The sequence below is a fragment of the Paracoccus sp. M683 genome (assembly GCF_007096355.1).
Classification (GTDB): domain Bacteria; phylum Pseudomonadota; class Alphaproteobacteria; order Rhodobacterales; family Rhodobacteraceae; genus Paracoccus.
Window position 1 is genome coordinate 337,400 of the sequence record NZ_VKDF01000005.1, and the last position, 16,563, is coordinate 353,962.

The window sequence follows — 16,563 nt, forward strand, 5'->3', positions numbered from 1 at the left end:
TGAAGTGACGTTTTGGCTTGCCTGATCCAGCTTGTCTTTCGGCCAGCAAAAGCCGTGCCGCTTTCCGCGTCGGCAGATGTTTCGCGACAGCTTCCCTCGCCGTCAGGCTTTGCGACTTGACCAGCTTGCCGAGCAGCCCGTCGATCTGCTTGTCCGCAGCCTTGATCGACCTGGCGATTTAGACAGGTAAAACTAACAGTCCGTGTGGCTTGAGTGTCATCCAACCTGCCGATCCGCGATAGCGAATCATGTAGTGATTTCAGGTGTTGTTGGATGAATATGCGGTTTGGCCAAACCGAGAGATTGGGTCGTTTGACGACCAATCTTGGGTCGAATGTTCTGTCTTTGTTGCGCTTCGATGGAACCGATCGTCTGAATGACCTGTTCGAGTATCGCGTTGAGGCTTTGGCAACACGTGACGATCTTGATTTCGATTCGCTGATCGGCACCCATGCCACCGTTGAGATCTAAGCTCATGACCGGATGCGTCCCTTTGACGGCATCATCACCAGTGCCAGCTGGGCAGGCGTGGGTGAGAACGGCCATCGTTATGACCTGACTTTACGCCCGTGGTTCTGGCTAACGGGCCTGCGCAGAAACCAGCGGATATTTCACAACAAAACCGTTGTTCAGATTTTGCGGGAACCGTTTCAGCCATATGCGGCGCTTGGCGAACCGCTGCTGAAAACCATGCTGCTAGAGGACTATCCCGCTCTTGAGTACACAGTGCAATATCGTGAATCGGATCTGGATTTCGCACGTCGTCAGATGGAGCGGCACGGCATCAGCTTCCATTTTGTCCACGAAGTCGGCAACCATACCCTGATATTGACTGACGACGCCTTGTCGCACGAAGAAATCGGCGACAGGCCGTTCAAGCGCTATGACGGTCACCACCATTACGAACAGGAACATTTCTGGGACTGGACACCCGAGCGCAACATCACGACCGGCGCGATCCGATTGACGGACTATAATTTCACAGGCTGCTGAAAAAGGCTCGTGCTCGGAACGGCTTCCCGTGGACGGAGCGGCCGTGGGTGTCTTGGTCGTGGGCAAATGGTCCCTTCGGTAGCTCTCCGCCTCATGCGGCGAGCAGCTTCGGCAGCCTCACCAGATTGCAGGCCGCCATCGTCATCGTGAAGCGGGCGCGCACCCGCTCGATGCCGCGATACATGGTCTGTACCATACCGCCGACGGTTTTGGCCCAGCCGAAAGGCTCTTCGATTTTCTTCCTGCATCGCTGGGATTTGGCATAGCCGGCATGGCGGGTGGTTCTGCCGTCGATGGCGGAATGCCGGGACTTCTGCGCGACATGCGGCGTCACCACCATCTGGCGCAGCTCAGCGACGAAATCGGCGCTGTCGTAGCCGCGGTCGGCTGCCAATGTCAGACGCCGCGTCGAACCGGGTGAGTGGCGGTGGAGCATGTCGATGGCGGCACGGCGCTCGGCGTGACCGTCAGCTTGCGTAAGGTCGGCCTGGACGATCAGCCCGGAGCGGTTCTCCATCAAGCTATGCCCCATGAAGCACAGCATGGCCCCGGCGCCGGGCGACTTCTTGAACATTCGAGCCTCCAGATCGGTCACCGATGCGTGGGTGACGTTGGAGCGTCGTTCACCACGGAAGTCTACTTCGGCATTGCGGTTTCGGTGTGTGGGGCGGGTCATCGGTTCGGGCTCGGCGGTGGGCTGGTTGGAGGGTTCGGCGCGGACGATGCTATCTGACGGATCGCCGGGATCGTCGTGCTGGTCGGGCATCTCATCATCCTTCGGCTGGAAGCTCTTCATCGAGGCCCAAGCCTTCACCAGCGTCCCATCGACCGAGAAATGGTCATCGGACAGCAGCGGCGCCACCTCGCGATGCGCCAGGATGGCAGCCATGATCTTGCGCGACATGTCCGTAGTGAGAAGCCGGTCGCGGTTCTTCGTGAACACGGTGGGGACCCAGACGGTATCGTCAATGCCCAGGCCCACGAACCAACGGAACAGCAGATTGTAGTCCATCTGCTCCATGAGCTGCCGTTCCGATCGGATCGAATAGAGGATCTGAAGCAGGCTGGCCCTGATCAGCCGTTCCGGTGCGATGGAGGGACGGCCCTCACCGGCGTAGAGCCGGTCGAACTCGCCATCCAGGGAACGCAGCGCGTCGTTCACGACGGTCCTGATCTTGCGAAGAGGATGTCGCGCAGGGATGCGCTCCTCGAGATCGACGTAGCTGAATAGCGATCCCGTAACCTTGTCCGATCCACGCATCGCCACCTCCATCAATGCCGTGGCAGCGATGAATCATGTTCCACGATGGGCGTCGAGGCCGGAGTTTTTCAGCAGCCTGTTAATAAGCGCATCAAGGGCTGCATCGCCGTCCAGTTGTTGTTGATTTCGGGGTAGCTGATCGGTGTTGCCGTGGCGGGCCATGCCGCAACGCCATCTATGGCCGGCCCCGCCAATGCGGCGATCAGTTTGATATCGCGATCCGCGATCAGAACCGTCGCGGTAAATTCACCGGTGGCCAGCGCGGCGGAGCCGTCACGGCAGCAGCGCGCTGGCCCAAAGCGAGGGCTGGCCCTGCACGGCATCCAGCCCCTCCTGGACACCCAGAAGCGAGCCGCGCGAATCGCCGATCACCGCCAGTGAACCTGCCATGCCCGTCAAAGGTGTCCCGATCGGGGCGCCCAGAAGGGTCAGCTTTTCGCGCGCCCGGCGGACCCGTTCCTCGGGCAGGGGGGCGGCTACGGCGAACTGGTTATAGGTCTCGGGCGAGGATGTCAGGCCCAAAGGGCCGCGTTGTCGCAGCAGGGCATGCAATTCATCGAATCGGGCCAGATATTTATTCGCATTGGCCGGGGTCCGGGAATGGAATGCCCCTGCCGCCGCGCGCCAGTCGCCCGTCTCGTCGTAAAGCTGGCGTACGAATCGGGCGGCATAGCGCGCATTGGTCATCGGATCGAACATGGCCGCCACCGAGGCGAAATTCTCGCCATGCCAGCGATAGTTGATCTGGAAACAGCCGATATCGACATTCGGCCGGCCCATGGCGATTCGATCCTCGGCAAAGGCCAGCGCGCTGGCGGGGTCGTCGAACCATGATCCGGCGCCCTCGGCATTCACGCTCCATGCCCAGGGGCGGACGGCACCGTCCAGCCGCCGGCCGGTTTCGGTCAGGGTCAGGGCGCCCATGATCTCGGCCGGGATGCCGGCCTCGGCCGCGGCGGTGGCGGCGGCATATTCGCAGATCTCGGCCGCCTGAACCGACTCGGCCGGTGGCAGGGCGGCGGTGGCGGGCGCCAGGCCAAGGGCCGCCAGCAGCAAAATCAGCAGCGACCGCAATGCCGTCTTTCGGGCTGTTTGCAGCATGTGCACCTTTCCACGTTTTGCCTCTGCCCGGAAGCTAGCCGCTTTGCCTTAATATTCGGTAAGCCCGCCTGATCGCGTCGCAAACAGGCGTCAAAAGGCCGGAAAAGCCAGTTGCAATGCGCCCCCCCCCGCGCATAACCTTTGCTTCGCGCGATTAACCAAAACCAATTTCAGGGAGAGCGCGGATTGCTGGATAATGGCGGCGACGACGCATTCGTCGTGTTTGAGCACGTTCAGAAAAGCTATGACGGTCAGTCGCTGGTCGTCAAAGATCTGAACCTTTCGATCGGCAAGGGCGAGTTTCTGACGATGCTTGGCCCGTCGGGGTCGGGAAAGACCACCTGCCTGATGATGCTGGCCGGGTTCGAGCAGGCCACCCATGGCGAGATTCGCCTGAACGGCCGCAACATCAACGATGTCCCGCCGCATAAGCGCGGGATCGGCATGGTGTTTCAAAGCTATGCGCTGTTTCCGCATATGACTGTTGGTGAAAACCTGTCCTTCCCGCTGGAAGTTCGCGGCATGACCAAGGCCGAGCGCGAAACCCGGATCGAGCGGGCGCTGGACATGGTGCAGATGGGCGCCTTTGCCAATCGCCGCCCGGCCCAGCTGTCAGGCGGGCAGCAACAGCGGATCGCGCTGGCCCGCGCGCTGGTTTTCGACCCCGAGCTGGTGCTGATGGACGAACCGCTTGGCGCGCTGGACAAGCAATTGCGCGAACATATGCAGTTCGAGATCAAAGAGCTGCACGAACGCCTTGGAATCACTGTGGTTTATGTCACCCATGACCAGGGCGAGGCGCTGACCATGTCGGACCGGATCGCCGTGTTCAACGATGGCCGGATCCAGCAGCTTGCCAGCCCCTCGGCCCTGTACGAGCAACCCGAGAACAGCTTTGTCGCCGGCTTTATCGGTGAGAATAACGCGCTGCCCGGCGTGATCGAGAAGCTGGACGGCAAGAACGCGCTGGTTCGGCTGCACAATGGCGAGGCGATCGACGCAACCGCCGTCAATGTCGGCAGCGTGGGGCAGGACACCACCGTGTCGATCCGCCCCGAGCGGGTCGAGTTCAAGCCCGAACTGATGCCGCCCGGTGCCCATACCGTCGAGGCCGAGGTGATGGACGTCGTCTATATGGGCGACGTGCTGCGCACCCGGATGAAGGTCGCGGGCAGCGAGGATTTCGTGATGAAATGCCGCAACACGCTTGGCCAGACCCGGCTGAAACCGGGGCAGAAGATCCAAATCGGCTGGCACCCGCAGGACGCGCGGGCGCTGGACCCGGTCTAGGACGGGCAGGGGCGTCCTGGCGCGCCCGGCTCGACATGTTTTCCACTGAAGAGGCCCTTATGAAAAAGACACTTATCCTGACCACTGCCCTTGCCGGCCTGGCGCTTCCCGCCGCCGCGCAGGAAGTTGACCTGCTCAGCTGGGGCGGCGCCTATGGCAACAGCCATCTGGAAGCCTATGCCAAGCCCTTTGAGGCCGAGACAGGCATCAAGGTGAACATGCAGGACGCCGACAACCCTGCCACGCCGATCAAGGCCATGGTCGAGGCGGGCAATGTCAGCGTGGATGTGGCCTCGGTCGAATATGCCGATGCGGTTCGGCTGTGCGACGAAGGGCTGCTGGAAACCATCGACCCGGCGATCCTGGCCGCGGCCGAGGATGGCACTGCGGCGGCCGATGACTTCATCGCGGGCGCCGTGACCGACTGCTTTGTCGGCACTGATGTCTATTCGATGGTCCTGGCCTTTGACGACAGCAAATTCGCCGATGCCAAACCCAGCACGCCGGCCGATTTCTTCGATCTGGCAGCCTTCCCCGGCAAGCGCACCATGCGCAAGGGCGCAAAGTTCAACCTGGAACTGGCGCTGATGGCCGACGGTGTGCCGGCGGCCGAGGTCTATCAGGTGCTGGGCACCCCCGAGGGTGTGGACCGTGCATTCGCCAAGCTGGATAGCATCAAGAACGACGTGATCTGGTGGGAAGCCGGCGCACAGCCGCCGCAGCTGCTGGCCGATGGCGAAGTGACCATGGCCTTTGCCTTCAACGGCCGGATCTTCAACGCCGCACAGGCCGAGGGCAAGCCGTTCAAGATCATCTGGGACGGCCAGATCTATGAAATGGAGGGCTGGGTTGTCCCGAAAGGCGCCCCGAATCTGGAAGACGCGCTGAAATTCGTGACCTTCTCGACCTCGCCTGCGCCGCAGGCCCGTGCGGCCGAGTTCATCAGCTATGGTCCGCCGCGTAAATCGGCGGCCGCGCTGGTCGGCAATATCGAAGGCACCGAGGTTCCGATGGGGCCGAACCTGCCGACCTCGGCCGATAACATGACCAATGCCCTTGGCTCGAACCTGGATTTCTGGGTCGATCACGACGCCGAACTGAACGAGCGTTTCAACAGCTGGCTAGCCAGCTGATCCTGCCTTTTGCGGGTGGGCCTTTGGGTCCGCCCGTTTTCGCCTGAAATTCATGCATGGGTTCGGGCCAATAAAAACAACAAGCTACAATAACAATTTTGAAACAGGGGAATCCAAATGAAATCAGTTCTGATTGCAAGCACCGCGCTGGTCGGCATCGCAAGCGCCGCCTTGGCCGAGGGGGAAGTTAACGTCGTCTCTTGGGGCGGCGCCTATGAGGTCAGCCAGGTCGAGGCCTATAACAAGCCCTTCACCGAACAGACCGGCATCAAGGTCAACATGATCGCCGCCGACAACCCGGCCACGCCGCTGAAGGCGCAGGTCGAGGCCGGCAACATCACCGGCGATGTGTTCGATATCGAAGTATCCGACGCGATCCGCCTGTGCGACGAAGGCGCGCTGGTCGAGATCGACCCGGCCGATCTGCCCGCCGCGCCCGATGGCACGCCCGCCGCCGAGGACTTCATCGACGGCGCCTTGCAGGATTGCGCGGTGGCCAACATCTTCTGGGGCACGGTCATTGCCTTTGACACGACCAAATTCCCCGATGCCCCGCCCGCCACTGCCGCCGATTTCTTCGATCTTGAGAAATTCCCCGGCAAGCGCGGCTTGCCCAAGAACCCCAAGCGCACGCTGTATCTGGCGCTGATCGCCGATGGGGTGCCGGCCGACCAGATCTATGACAAGCTGGCCAGCGAGGAAGGCGTGGCCCAGGCCTTCGCCAAGCTGGACACGATCAAGGACAATGTCGTCTGGTGGGAAGCCGGCGCCCAGCCCGTGCAGCTGCTGGCAGATGGCGAGGTGACGATGGCGACCGGCTATAACGGGCGTTTCTTCGACGCCATGGTCGGCGAGGGCAAGCCTTTTGCGATCATCTGGGACGGGCAATACATGGATCTGGACATGTTCGCCATTCCCAAGGGCTCGCCCAATCCGGAAGCCGCGATGGAATACCTGAAATTCGCCACCGATACGCAGCGGCTGGCGGATCAGGCGAAATACATCGCCTATGGCCCCTCGCGCAAATCCTCGGCCGCGCTGGTCGGCACCTATAAGGACGGCACCACCGAGATGGCGCCGCATATGCCGACCAATCCCGATCACATGACAAGCGCGGTCATGGACGACCCGGAATTCTGGGCCGACCACGATGCCGAACTGAGCGAGCAGTTCAACGCCTGGCTGGCAAGCTGATTTGACATCTGCCGCCGGCCCGACCCATCGGGCCGGCGGGTTCTGACCCGGACGAGGCACCATGGCCCAAGCATCTGACCCGCACGCCGCCAGCGCCCCAGGGGGTGACGCCAATGATGGCCCGCTGACCACAGCCGACGGCCAGCCGCTTGGCCGCGCGCTGCGCCGGTCGCAACGCCGCGCCAAGCGCCGGGCCTTTCTGCTGGTGCTGCCGCTGCTGGCCTTTATCCTGATCACCTTTGTGGTGCCGATCGCGCAGATGCTGCAACGGTCCTTCTACAATGACGGCTTCTCGGCCAATATGCCGCAGCTTTCAGCCTGGTTCGCCGCAACCGAGCGCGGCACCGATCCCGATGACGCGGCCTGGGCGGCGCTGGCCGCCGACCTGACGGCAACGGCCGAGGCGCGGACAATCGGCGTTGTCGGCACGCGGATCAATTACGACATGGCGGGCACGCGGTCGCTGTTCACCTCGACCGGGCGCAAGGTCCGCGACGGGATCGAGCCGCCATATCGCGAAGCGCTGCTGGAAATCGACGAAAAATGGGGCAATCCCCGCCTGTGGAGCGTGATGCGCGAGGCATCCAGCCCTGTCACCACGAATTTCTACCTCGCCTCGCTGGACCGGACGCGGGATGATGACGGCAATATCACCATGGCGCCCGAGAACCAGCAGGTCTATGTCATGCTGTTCCAGCGGACCTTCGGGCTGTCGCTGCTGATCACCGTGGCGACATTTGTTCTGGGCTTTCCCATCGCGCATCTGCTGGCCACCCTGCCGATGCGCCGCGCGAACCTGCTGATGATCCTGGTCCTGCTGCCCTTCTGGACCTCGCTTCTGGTGCGCACGACCAGCTGGATCGTGTTGTTGCAGCAGCAGGGCGTGGTCAATGACCTGCTGATCTGGGCGGGGATCATCGACGCCAATGGCCGGTTGCAGATGATCTATAACCGCACCGGCACGATCATCGCCATGACGCATATCCTGCTGCCCTTCATGATCCTGCCGCTTTATTCGGTGATGCGCACGATCAATCCGTCTTATGTTCGCGCCGCGCGGTCGCTTGGCGCGACCAGCTGGACCGCCTTCCGCCGCATCTATTTCCCGCAGACGCTGCCGGGGCTGGGTGCAGGGGCGCTGCTCGTGTTCATCCTTGCCGTGGGCTATTACATCACGCCGGCGCTGGTCGGCGGGTCGTCGGGGCAGCTGATTTCCAACATGATCGCCATGCACATGACCGACACGCTGAACTGGTCCATGGCGGCGGCACTGGCGGCGCTGCTGCTGGGCTCGGTGCTGGCGCTGTACTGGATCTATGACCGCCTGGTCGGCATCGACAATCTGAAGCTGGGGTAGGGCAGATGGCACTTCCGAAATACGCATCCCCGCTGGAGAAGGCCTGGCACTGGGCCTATCTGGTCATCTGCACGCTGATCTTCATCTTCCTGATCGCGCCGATCATCGTGATCATCCCGCTATCCTTCAACGCAGAGCCCTATTTCACCTTCACCGACAAGATGCGGTCCTTTGACCCGGATGGCTATTCGATGCGCTGGTATGACAGCCTGCTGACCTTCGGGATGCAGGCGCCCGACGGGCCGCGCAATGGCGGCTGGTGGGCCGACGCCTGGAACAATGCGAAATGGATCAACGCGGCCAAGAACTCGATGATCATCGGCTTCTTCTCGACCATCCTTGCAACGGCCCTGGGGACCTTGGCCGCGCTTGGCCTGTCGCGGCCGGAAATGCCCTTTCGCCGGGCCATCATGGCAATCCTGATCTCGCCCATGATCGTGCCATTGATCATCACCGCGACGGGGATGTTCTTCTTCTACTCGAACCCCTGCTCGGTGCTGGGCTGGGTCGGGCTGCCCAGCAATTGCGGGCGGCTGGCTGGCACCTATACCGGTGTGATCCTGGCACATGCCACGCTTGGCATCCCCTTTGTCATCATCACGGTGACGGCCACGCTTGTGGGCTTTGACCAGTCGCTGAACCGCGCGGCCGCATCACTTGGCGCGAATCCGCGGACAACCTTCTTCCGCGTGACGATGCCGCTGATCCTGCCCGGCGTGATCTCGGGTGCGCTGTTTGCCTTTGTCACCTCGTTCGACGAGGTGGTGGCCGTGCTTTTCATCGCCGGTCCCGACCAGCAGACCATTCCCCGCCAGATGTGGAACGGCATCCGCGAACAGATCAGCCCCGCCATCCTTGCGGTGGCCACGATCCTGGTGCTATTCTCGATCGCATTGTTGACCACAGTTGAACTGCTGCGCCGCCGGTCCGAGCGGATGCGCGGCGTCACCCCCCACTGAAGGGCGCTGCTATGGACCTGCATCTCTGGCTCAGCTTCGTTGCCGCTTCGACGGTGCTGTTGCTGATCCCCGGCCCGACCGTCCTGCTGGTTCTGTCCTATGCGCTGACGCAGGGGCGGCGGGTGGCGCTGGCGATGGCGGCCGGCGTGGCCTTTGGCGATCTGATCGCGATGACCGCGTCACTGGCCGGCCTTGGCGCGCTGGTCCTGGCCTCGGCCACGCTGTTCACGGCGCTGAAATGGGCGGGTGCGGTCTATCTGGTCTATCTGGGGATCAAGCTGATCCGCAGCGCGCCCTCTGCGCGGCTGGATCTGCAACAGACCGCGCCGACCGGCGCCGGCCGCATCTTCGGCCATGCGGCGGCGGTGACGGCTCTGAACCCGAAAAGCATCGCCTTTTTCATCGCCTTCGTGCCGCAGTTCATCCGACCCGAGGCCCCGCTGGCCCCGCAATTCGCCACGCTTGTCGCCACCTTCGTGGGCCTGGCCACGCTGAACGCGCTGATCTATGCGCTGCTGGCGGACCGGCTGCGCAGCCGCATCACCCGGCCTTTGGTCACGGCCTGGCTGTCGCGGATCGGCGGCGGCGCATTGATCGCCATGGGCATCGCCACGGCCACCATCCGGCGGCAATGACCCCCGAGGAACTGGACGACGACACCGCCCGCCCCAAGGCCCCGCCGATACCGGGGCTGACCCCGCAGCAGCAGGCCAGCGGTCAGTATCTGGCGGCGATCCACCGGATGCATCTTGGCAATCTGGACAGCGTCGGCCGCCTGATGCAGGCGATCCGCGAGGGGCTGGCCGGTCCGGCCAGCCTTGCGCCTGCGCTGGCGGAATTGCCGATGACGCAGAATCTCGCCCGCTTCGGCACGATCTGCGGGCAGGAATGCGCCATGCTGCAAGGCCATCACGATATCGAGGAATATTCGCTGTTCCCGGCCCTGCAACGCAATGCCTCGCCCGGTCTCGCAGCGGTGATCGACCGCCTGATCGCCGAACATGACCTGATCCACCATCAGATCCACGAACTCGCCAATGCGGCCGAGGCCCTGGCCCGCGATCCCGGCCAATCCGCCTTTGATGCGGTCGAGGCGACCTATGCCCCGCTAGAGCGCAGCATCCGCTCGCATTTCGGATATGAGGAAAGCCAGATCGGCGATGCCCTGGGCGCTGCCGGCCTGTTCGGCTGACCCGGCGCTTTCTTCTTCATCCAAATATCCGCGGGGGAGGCGTCGCCAAAGGCGAGGCCGGGGGCGGCAGCCCCTATGGCAGCAGCAGCAGCCACATCCAGATCGTCAGAACCGATGCCGCCGTGCCGATCAGCACGGCTGACGCGGCCACCCGCCGCGCGGCGCCATAGATATTGGCGAACAGATAGGCATTGACCCCCGGCGCCATCGAGGCCGTGACCACAGCCGAGCGCATCCCCTCGACATCCAGCCCCAGCCCGCGACCCAGGCCATAGCTGATGGCGGGATGCAGGATCAGGCCGATCGCGCAGCACATGGCGATGGTCGCCATGTCGCCTTCGGGGCGATAGCGATACAGCACCCCCCCAAGGCCAAACAGCGCGGCGGGCAGGGCGGCGCGGGCGATCATGTCGACGGCGGCCCAGAACCCCTCGGGCAGCACCAGCCCCGCCTGCATGCTGAAATTCACGACGAAGCCCAGAAGGATGCCCAGCACCATCGGCGTGCGCAGCACCCCGGTCAGCGCCCGTCCGGCCACGGCGCCGACCGACAGATTGCTGCCACGCGCCAGGGTGAATTCCATCATGGTGATGCCAAAGGTATAGATCAGCGGCGAATGGATCGAGATGATCGCCCAATTGCCGATCAGCGCATCGCTGCCATAGGCGCGTTCGGTGATCGGAATGCCCAGCAGCAGACTGTTTGAAAACAGACAGACAAAGCCGATGGCGACGCAATCGGCGGGCGGGCGGCGAAAGATGAACTTGGCCCCCGCCCAGCCCGCCAGATAGCCGGCGAACGCCCCGCCATAGAAGCTGATCATCAGATCGGCCCGGAATCCCGCGCCCAGATCCAGCCTGGCGATCGAGGAAAACAACAGCACCGGCACGGCAAAGCTTTGGGCAAAACGCATCAGCCCATCGACATGGGTGTCGCTGAACCAGCCGCGCCAGGCCACCAGATAGCCGAAACCGATGACCAGAAAGACCGGCAGGATGACCGTGAACAGATCACTCATATCGCGGCCTCGTCCAGCGGTTGCGGGGTGGGGGCACCAGGCCCTGCCACGACCACCAGCCCGTCATGCGCCGGGATCACGTGATCGGGCGTGCTGGCCATGACGGCGGCATAATCCATGTCGATATGCATATTGGTGATGACGGCGCGGGCTGCGCGTGACCGCCTGATCCAGTCCAGCGTCAGCGCCAGATGGGCGTGGCTGGGATGCGGCGTCAGGCGCAGCGCGTCGCAGACGAAAACCTCGGCCCCGTCGATCAGCGGCCAGGCGGTTTCGGGAATGAACGAGACATCGGGCAGATAAACCAACCCGCCGATGCGAAAACCAAGGGCCGTGATCTCACCATGCTGGACGCGGAAGGGCAGGAACTCGATCAGCCCGCCGGCGCCGTCGATGCCAAAGGCACCCTCGATCAGGTGCAGGTCGGCGACGGGGGGATAGCCTGATCCCTCGGGCGTTTCGAAAATATAGCCAAAGCGGCCCATCAGCGCGGTGCTGGTCGGCTGGTCGGCCCAGACCGGCACCCGCTGATGGGCGTTATAGGCAAGCTGGCGGATGTCGTCGATGCCATGGACATGATCGGCATGGGGGTGCGTATAGACAACCGCATCGACCGTCGCGACCTGTGCATCCAGCAACTGCCAGACCATGTCGGGCCCGGTGTCGATCAGCACGCGGGTGGTGCCATGGTCGCCCTCGCGTTCCACCAGCAGCGAACAGCGGCGGCGGCGGTTTTTCGGATTTTCCGGGTCGCAATCGCCCCACCGGTTCCCGATCCTCGGCACGCCGCCCGATGAGCCGCAGCCAAGGATCGTCGCGCGGATCACGCGGCCACTCCTGCGGCTTTCCAGAACAGCCGGTCGAAATTCTCGGTCGTGATGCGGGCAAACTCGGCGTAATCCAGCCCGTAAACCTGCGCCCCCACCGCTGCCGTCTTGGCGACATAGGCGGGTTCATTGCGCTTGCCTCGATGGGGCGGTGGCGCAAGATAGGGGCTGTCGGTCTCGACCAGGATGCGGTCCAGAGGTGCGGCGGCAAAGATATCGCGCAGTTCCTGCGATTTCGGAAAGGCGGCGATGCCCGACATGGACAGGTAAAAGCCAAGGTCCAGCGCCGCCCGTGCAAGCCCGGCGCCCGAGCTGAAACAATGCATCACGCAGCTATATTCGCCGGCGCGATGTTCCTCGGTCAGGATGCGGGCCATGTCCTCATCTGCGTCGCGGGCATGGATGATCAGGGGCAGACGGGTCTGGCGCGCGGCCTCGATATGCAGGCGCAGGCTGACTTGCTGGGCGTCCTTGCTGTCGGCGGTATAGTGGTAATCCAGCCCGGTCTCGCCAATGCCGACCATCTTGGGATGCGCGGCATAGCCCACCAGTTCCTCGACCGTCACGGGCGGCTGGTCGGCCACGCTCATCGGGTGCAGGCCGACGGCGTAGTAAAGCCCGTCAAAGCTTTCGGCCATCTCGCGGACGCGCGGGACGTTCGGCATGCGGGTGCAGATCGTGACCATGCGGGTCACGCCGGCGGCGCGGGCGCGGGCGATGATTTCGGATTGCTGGCCATCGAAATCGGGGAAATCCAGATGACAGTGGCTGTCTACGATGGCGGGGGCCGCATCGGTCATGTCAGTTGGCCTTGGCTGATTGGGCAGGCGGCAGATGCGCCAGTTCCGTCAGCATATCCATCACCAGCGCGGCAGGGTCAAGGTTCACCGCCCGGCCCGCCCGCGCCCGCGCCGACAGCGTGGCCTGCGCGCCGGCCCAATCCCGCGCGGCGTGATCATCGGGCGACAGCCGGGCCATCACGCGGCCCTCGCCCTCGGCTGCCTGCGGCAGCGGCGCGCCCATCAGCCCCGCGCGGGCCAGCCGGGTCAGCAGCCGGTCCATCAGCGTCACCATCAGGTCGAACGGGTCGCCGTCAGCGCCCGCCCGCCCCGCCGCCTGATCGGCCAGCTTCAGCGCCCTGGGCCGATCCATCGAGGGCAGGGTGGCCATCAGGTCGATCAGGTCCTGATAGCGTTTCAGCCCGTCCTGACCCGCCAGCCGCAGCGCCTCGCCCACCGATCCGCCCGCCAGCGCCGCCAGCTTTTCGGCATCATCATCACTGCCCAACTCATGCAGCACGCGGCCCATATTCTCGGGAGAAAGCGGCGTCAGCCGCAGTTCCCGGCAGCGCGAGCGGATCGTCGGCAGCAGCCGCGCGGGCTGATGCGCGATCAGCAGGATCAGCGCGTCTTTCGGCGGTTCCTCCAGCACCTTCAGTAGGGCATTGGCGGCGGCCGTGTTCATCTCGTCTGCGGCGTCGATGATGGCGATGCGGCGGCCACCCTCGGCGGCGCTCATGTGGAAAAAGCTCAGCAGCCTGCGGATCTCGTCCACGGTGATCTCGGCGCGCAGGCGCTTGGCCTTTTCGTCCCAGGGGCGGCGGATCAGCATCACGTTCGGTTCCGACAGCGCGGCGATGCGGCGGGCCGGAGGCGCGTCAGGCGGCACGGTCAGATCGTCACTTTCCGCCCCGGTCAGCAGCCAGCGGGCAATGGCCCAGGCCAGCGTGGCCTTGCCAACGCCGCGCGGGCCGGTGATCAGCCAGCCGTGATGCAGCCGCTGGCTGCGCGCGGCGGCGATGAAATCGTTGACGGCAGAGGATTGCCCCACCACCCGAGGCGCCATGCGTGGATGCGGCGCGCCCGGCACGCGGTCGGGTTCTGGAATATCGTCCGCATCGCTCATGCGGGCAGGGCGGCGCTGACGCGGGCGGCGACGGTTTCGGGGGCGCCAGAGCCGTCGATCAGGCGGACGCGGTCAGGGTATTCGTTGGCCAGCGCGCGAAAGCCCAGGGCCAGCTTTTGCTGAAAGCCGAGGCCAAGGCTTTCAAAGCGATCCTCGTTGCCGCCGCGTGCACGCCCGCGCGAAAGCGCCGTCGCGGGGTCAATGTCGATCACCAGCGTCAGGTCGGGTTCCACCGCGATGGACAGATCATGCAGCCGGTCGACCATCGCCCGCAGCTCGCCCCGCGCCGCACCCTGGTAGACACGGGTGCTGTCGGCAAAACGGTCGGTGATGACGGTGCGGCCAGCGGCCAGCGCCGGACGGATCACCCGTTCCAGATGGTCGCGGCGGGCGGCGGTGAACAGCAGGATTTCCGTCTCGGGGGACCAGCGTTCGCCCGCGCCCTCGACCAGAAGGCGGCGGATTTCCTCGGCTCCTGGGGAGCCGCCCGGCTCGCGGGTCAGCACCACGTCGCGGCCCTCGGCGCGCAAGCTGTCCGCCAAAAGCCGGGCCTGGGTGGACTTGCCGCTGCCGTCGATGCCCTCGAAGCTGAGAAACATCAAAGCCCCGTGGCTTCGATCGCGCGGCCGCCCAGTTGCAGAGCGGCGCCCTTGATGCGGCCCACGAAACCGGCCTCGGCCACATCGGTGGCGGCCAGAAGCGGCATCCGCGCCTCGCCCGTGCCGGGGATGGTGACGACCAGCTCGCCCAGTTGCTGCCCGGCCTTGATCGGCGCGGGAATGGGCGAGTTATAGACCACCTCGGCCGTCACCCGATCGGCCGCGCCGCCGGGGATCAGCACGTTCAGCCCGTCCTTGGTGGTCAGCGCCACGCGCGACTTGTCGCCCAGCCAGACGGGTGCCTCGACCACGGTTTCGCCCTTGGGCACCAGCGTTTTCATGGTGAACTGGCGAAAGGCCCAGCTGACGATACGCTCGGCCTCTTCGGCGCGGGCGGCCTCGCTGGCGAGGCCGTTCAGCACAAAGATCACCCGGCGGCTGCCCTGCACGGCGCTGCCCGTCAGGCCATAGCCGGCTTCCTGGGTGTGACCGGTCTTCAGCCCGTCGGCGCCGATGCCCAGCTTCAGCAGCGGGTTGCGGTTGAAGCGGTTCGAGGGGGCGCGGTTGTCGAACGGGTATTCGGTCAGGGCAAAATATTTATAAAGCTCGGGGAAATCCTCGACCAGATGCTGCGCCAGGATGCCAAGGTCATGCGCCGTCATCCGGTGGCGCGGATCGGGCCAGCCCGAGGCATTGGCGAAGGTCGAATTGGTCAGGCCCAGCTCGCGGCCCTTTTCGGTCATCTGCCGGGCAAAGGCATCTTCGGTGCCGGCCAGCCCCTCGGCCACGACAACGCATGCATCATTGCCGGACAGCACGATGATGCCCTTGATAAGCTCCTCGACGGTCGGCCGGTCCTGTTCGTTCAGGAACATGGTCGAGCCGCCCATCTGCCGCGCCTTGGTGGAAACGGGCAGGCGGGTATCCATCTGCACGCGGCCCTCGCGCACGGCCTCGAACAGCATATAGACGGTCATCAGTTTCGACATCGAGGCAGGTGGCAGCGCCTCATCGGCGTTCCTTTCCATCAGCACCGTGCCCGTGGCCACGTCATAAACCCAGGCGGCGCGGGCATTGGTGTCAAAGCCCTGGGCCGCCGTCAGGCCGGGCAGGGCGAAAGTAAGGCTCGCGACGAGAGGGAACAAAAGCGCGCGCATGGGGTTTCCTTTGCCTGTTTGGGAACTGGTTACATGAAGGCCGGGGTTGCCGCAACGCAGCCAAACCGCAAACGACGCGAAATTGAAACAGGCAGGACAGCCGCAGGATGAGCATTACCGACACCGACATGGCCTTTGCGGTCTGGGCGATCATGGACCACCCCCGGACCGAGGTATTCGAGGCCGTGGCCGACCCCGCCGCGCTGACCGGCTATTTCACCACGGGCGGGGCCAGGGGGCGGATGGATCGTGGCGCGATCGTCACCTGGGAATTTGCGGATTTCCCCGGTCCCTTCGACGTGACCGTCCTGCGCGCCGAACCGCCCGAACTGATCGAGTTCGACTGGCCCGCCCCCTCGGGCCGGGGCATGAACCGCGTCACCTTCCGTTTCGAGGGACTGGTCGGGGATCGCACCAAGGTGCATGTCACCGAAACCGGCTGGCCGGCGACGCCCGAGGGGTTGCAGCAGGCCTATGGCAATTGCATGGGCTGGTCGCAGATGCTGGCCGCGATGAAGGCATGGGTCGATCACGGCGTCGCCCTGCGCGAGGGGATGTATCGCTAGGCGGTCAGCAG

General features: G+C 64.2%; 19 protein-coding genes. 9 read left to right on the forward strand and 10 right to left on the reverse strand.

The window, feature by feature from the left end:
- Positions 1-246 precede the first annotated feature (246 nt).
- Positions 247-546, reverse strand: a complete 300-nt coding sequence (locus FNJ84_RS22375; protein ID WP_255471186.1) for a hypothetical protein — start codon at positions 544-546, stop codon at positions 247-249.
- On the opposite strand from FNJ84_RS22375, the gene FNJ84_RS22380 reads away from it, so the two are divergent.
- Positions 529-993: a contractile injection system protein, VgrG/Pvc8 family gene (locus tag FNJ84_RS22380; protein WP_255471187.1), complete on the forward strand. Its 465-nt coding sequence runs from the start codon at positions 529-531 to the stop codon at positions 991-993. The two genes, FNJ84_RS22375 and FNJ84_RS22380, sit on opposite strands and share 18 nt — an antisense overlap.
- 91 nt (positions 994-1,084) lie before the next feature.
- Here the strand turns inward: FNJ84_RS22380 and FNJ84_RS11995 are convergent, their stop codons facing one another.
- The 3 genes from FNJ84_RS11995 to FNJ84_RS12000 form a co-directional block, all read right to left on the reverse strand.
- A complete protein-coding gene (locus FNJ84_RS11995) occupies positions 1,085-2,254 on the reverse strand; it encodes an IS5 family transposase (protein ID WP_143793350.1) in 1,170 nt (389 codons plus the stop codon).
- Positions 2,255-2,287: 33 nt separating this feature from the next.
- Positions 2,288-2,416 carry a hypothetical protein gene (locus tag FNJ84_RS22385; RefSeq protein WP_255471188.1) on the reverse strand — a complete coding sequence of 43 codons (129 nt, stop codon included), beginning with the start codon at positions 2,414-2,416 and terminating at the stop codon, positions 2,288-2,290.
- A gap of 111 nt (positions 2,417-2,527) precedes the next feature.
- Positions 2,528-3,355 carry a lytic transglycosylase domain-containing protein gene (locus FNJ84_RS12000; protein ID WP_143793351.1) on the reverse strand — a complete coding sequence of 276 codons (828 nt, stop codon included), beginning with the start codon at positions 3,353-3,355 and terminating at the stop codon, positions 2,528-2,530.
- Positions 3,356-3,541: 186 nt separating this feature from the next.
- Here FNJ84_RS12000 and FNJ84_RS12005 point away from each other — a divergent pair, with 186 nt between their 5' ends.
- From FNJ84_RS12005 to FNJ84_RS12035, 7 genes are all read left to right on the forward strand, one after another.
- Positions 3,542-4,645 carry an ABC transporter ATP-binding protein gene (locus FNJ84_RS12005; protein WP_143793352.1) on the forward strand — a complete coding sequence of 368 codons (1,104 nt, stop codon included), beginning with the start codon at positions 3,542-3,544 and terminating at the stop codon, positions 4,643-4,645.
- Positions 4,646-4,704: 59 nt separating this feature from the next.
- Positions 4,705-5,778, forward strand: a complete 1,074-nt coding sequence (locus FNJ84_RS12010) for an ABC transporter substrate-binding protein (RefSeq protein WP_143793353.1) — start codon at positions 4,705-4,707, stop codon at positions 5,776-5,778.
- Positions 5,779-5,895: 117 nt separating this feature from the next.
- Positions 5,896-6,972 (forward strand): ABC transporter substrate-binding protein, encoded by a 1,077-nt coding sequence (locus tag FNJ84_RS12015; RefSeq protein WP_143793354.1) that lies wholly within the window; start codon positions 5,896-5,898, stop codon positions 6,970-6,972.
- 61 nt (positions 6,973-7,033) lie between these two features.
- Complete coding sequence (locus tag FNJ84_RS12020; protein WP_143793355.1) at positions 7,034-8,329, forward strand: ABC transporter permease; 1,296 nt, start codon at positions 7,034-7,036, stop codon at positions 8,327-8,329.
- 5 nt (positions 8,330-8,334) lie between these two features.
- Positions 8,335-9,288 (forward strand): ABC transporter permease, encoded by a 954-nt coding sequence (locus tag FNJ84_RS12025; protein ID WP_143793356.1) that lies wholly within the window; start codon positions 8,335-8,337, stop codon positions 9,286-9,288.
- Between the two features lie 11 nt (positions 9,289-9,299).
- The gene (locus FNJ84_RS12030) at positions 9,300-9,923 is read left to right on the forward strand and encodes a LysE family translocator (RefSeq protein ID WP_143793357.1); all 624 of its coding nucleotides are present in this window, start codon (positions 9,300-9,302) and stop codon (positions 9,921-9,923) included.
- Entirely contained in the window at positions 9,920-10,480 is a 561-nt protein-coding gene (locus tag FNJ84_RS12035) for a hemerythrin domain-containing protein (RefSeq protein WP_143793358.1), read from the forward strand. Before FNJ84_RS12030 ends, FNJ84_RS12035 begins: the two co-directional genes overlap by 4 nt.
- Positions 10,481-10,553: 73 nt before the next feature.
- Here the strand turns inward: FNJ84_RS12035 and FNJ84_RS12040 are convergent, their stop codons facing one another.
- Genes FNJ84_RS12040 through FNJ84_RS12065 form a run of 6 tightly spaced genes read right to left on the reverse strand, consistent with a single transcriptional unit; the run spans position 10,554 to position 15,986 of the window.
- On the reverse strand, positions 10,554-11,498 hold the full coding sequence (locus FNJ84_RS12040; protein WP_143793359.1) for an AEC family transporter: 945 nt from the start codon (positions 11,496-11,498) through the stop codon (positions 10,554-10,556).
- A complete protein-coding gene (locus tag FNJ84_RS12045) occupies positions 11,495-12,325 on the reverse strand; it encodes an MBL fold metallo-hydrolase (protein WP_143793360.1) in 831 nt (276 codons plus the stop codon). Before FNJ84_RS12045 ends, FNJ84_RS12040 begins: the two co-directional genes overlap by 4 nt.
- Positions 12,322-13,125 carry a TatD family hydrolase gene (locus FNJ84_RS12050; RefSeq protein WP_143793361.1) on the reverse strand — a complete coding sequence of 268 codons (804 nt, stop codon included), beginning with the start codon at positions 13,123-13,125 and terminating at the stop codon, positions 12,322-12,324. Before FNJ84_RS12050 ends, FNJ84_RS12045 begins: the two co-directional genes overlap by 4 nt.
- Position 13,126: 1 nt before the next feature.
- Complete coding sequence (locus FNJ84_RS12055) at positions 13,127-14,230, reverse strand: DNA polymerase III subunit delta' (protein ID WP_143793362.1); 1,104 nt, start codon at positions 14,228-14,230, stop codon at positions 13,127-13,129.
- Positions 14,227-14,829: a dTMP kinase gene (gene tmk, locus FNJ84_RS12060; RefSeq protein WP_143793363.1), complete on the reverse strand. Its 603-nt coding sequence runs from the start codon at positions 14,827-14,829 to the stop codon at positions 14,227-14,229. Before tmk ends, FNJ84_RS12055 begins: the two co-directional genes overlap by 4 nt.
- On the reverse strand, positions 14,829-15,986 hold the full coding sequence (locus FNJ84_RS12065) for a D-alanyl-D-alanine carboxypeptidase family protein (protein WP_143793364.1): 1,158 nt from the start codon (positions 15,984-15,986) through the stop codon (positions 14,829-14,831). The genes tmk and FNJ84_RS12065 overlap by 1 nt, the downstream gene beginning before the upstream one ends.
- A 107-nt stretch (positions 15,987-16,093) precedes the next feature.
- On the opposite strand from FNJ84_RS12065, the gene FNJ84_RS12070 reads away from it, so the two are divergent.
- Positions 16,094-16,552, forward strand: coding sequence for an SRPBCC domain-containing protein (locus tag FNJ84_RS12070; RefSeq protein ID WP_143793365.1), 459 nt, complete (start codon positions 16,094-16,096; stop codon positions 16,550-16,552).
- Positions 16,553-16,563: the final 11 nt, after the last annotated feature.

Bases quoted from the DNA above. Each gene is read 5' to 3' on its own strand.
- FNJ84_RS22375 (WP_255471186.1), bottom strand. From the start codon at position 546: ATGGCCGTTCTCACCCACGCCTGCCCAGCTGGCACTGGTGATGATGCC.
- FNJ84_RS11995 (WP_143793350.1), bottom strand. From the start codon at position 2,254: ATGCGTGGATCGGACAAGGTTACGGGATCGCTATTCAGCTACGTCGAT.
- FNJ84_RS22385 (WP_255471188.1), bottom strand. From the start codon at position 2,416: ATGGCCCGCCACGGCAACACCGATCAGCTACCCCGAAATCAACAACAA.
- FNJ84_RS12000 (WP_143793351.1), bottom strand. From the start codon at position 3,355: ATGCTGCAAACAGCCCGAAAGACGGCATTGCGGTCGCTGCTGATTTTG.
- FNJ84_RS12010 (WP_143793353.1), top strand. From the start codon at position 4,705: ATGAAAAAGACACTTATCCTGACCACTGCCCTTGCCGGCCTGGCGCTT.
- FNJ84_RS12015 (WP_143793354.1), top strand. From the start codon at position 5,896: ATGAAATCAGTTCTGATTGCAAGCACCGCGCTGGTCGGCATCGCAAGC.
- FNJ84_RS12020 (WP_143793355.1), top strand. From the start codon at position 7,034: ATGGCCCAAGCATCTGACCCGCACGCCGCCAGCGCCCCAGGGGGTGAC.
- FNJ84_RS12025 (WP_143793356.1), top strand. From the start codon at position 8,335: ATGGCACTTCCGAAATACGCATCCCCGCTGGAGAAGGCCTGGCACTGG.
- FNJ84_RS12030 (WP_143793357.1), top strand. From the start codon at position 9,300: ATGGACCTGCATCTCTGGCTCAGCTTCGTTGCCGCTTCGACGGTGCTG.
- FNJ84_RS12035 (WP_143793358.1), top strand. From the start codon at position 9,920: ATGACCCCCGAGGAACTGGACGACGACACCGCCCGCCCCAAGGCCCCG.
- FNJ84_RS12040 (WP_143793359.1), bottom strand. From the start codon at position 11,498: ATGAGTGATCTGTTCACGGTCATCCTGCCGGTCTTTCTGGTCATCGGT.
- FNJ84_RS12050 (WP_143793361.1), bottom strand. From the start codon at position 13,125: ATGACCGATGCGGCCCCCGCCATCGTAGACAGCCACTGTCATCTGGAT.
- FNJ84_RS12055 (WP_143793362.1), bottom strand. From the start codon at position 14,230: ATGAGCGATGCGGACGATATTCCAGAACCCGACCGCGTGCCGGGCGCG.
- tmk (WP_143793363.1), bottom strand. From the start codon at position 14,829: ATGTTTCTCAGCTTCGAGGGCATCGACGGCAGCGGCAAGTCCACCCAG.
- FNJ84_RS12065 (WP_143793364.1), bottom strand. From the start codon at position 15,986: ATGCGCGCGCTTTTGTTCCCTCTCGTCGCGAGCCTTACTTTCGCCCTG.
- FNJ84_RS12070 (WP_143793365.1), top strand. From the start codon at position 16,094: ATGAGCATTACCGACACCGACATGGCCTTTGCGGTCTGGGCGATCATG.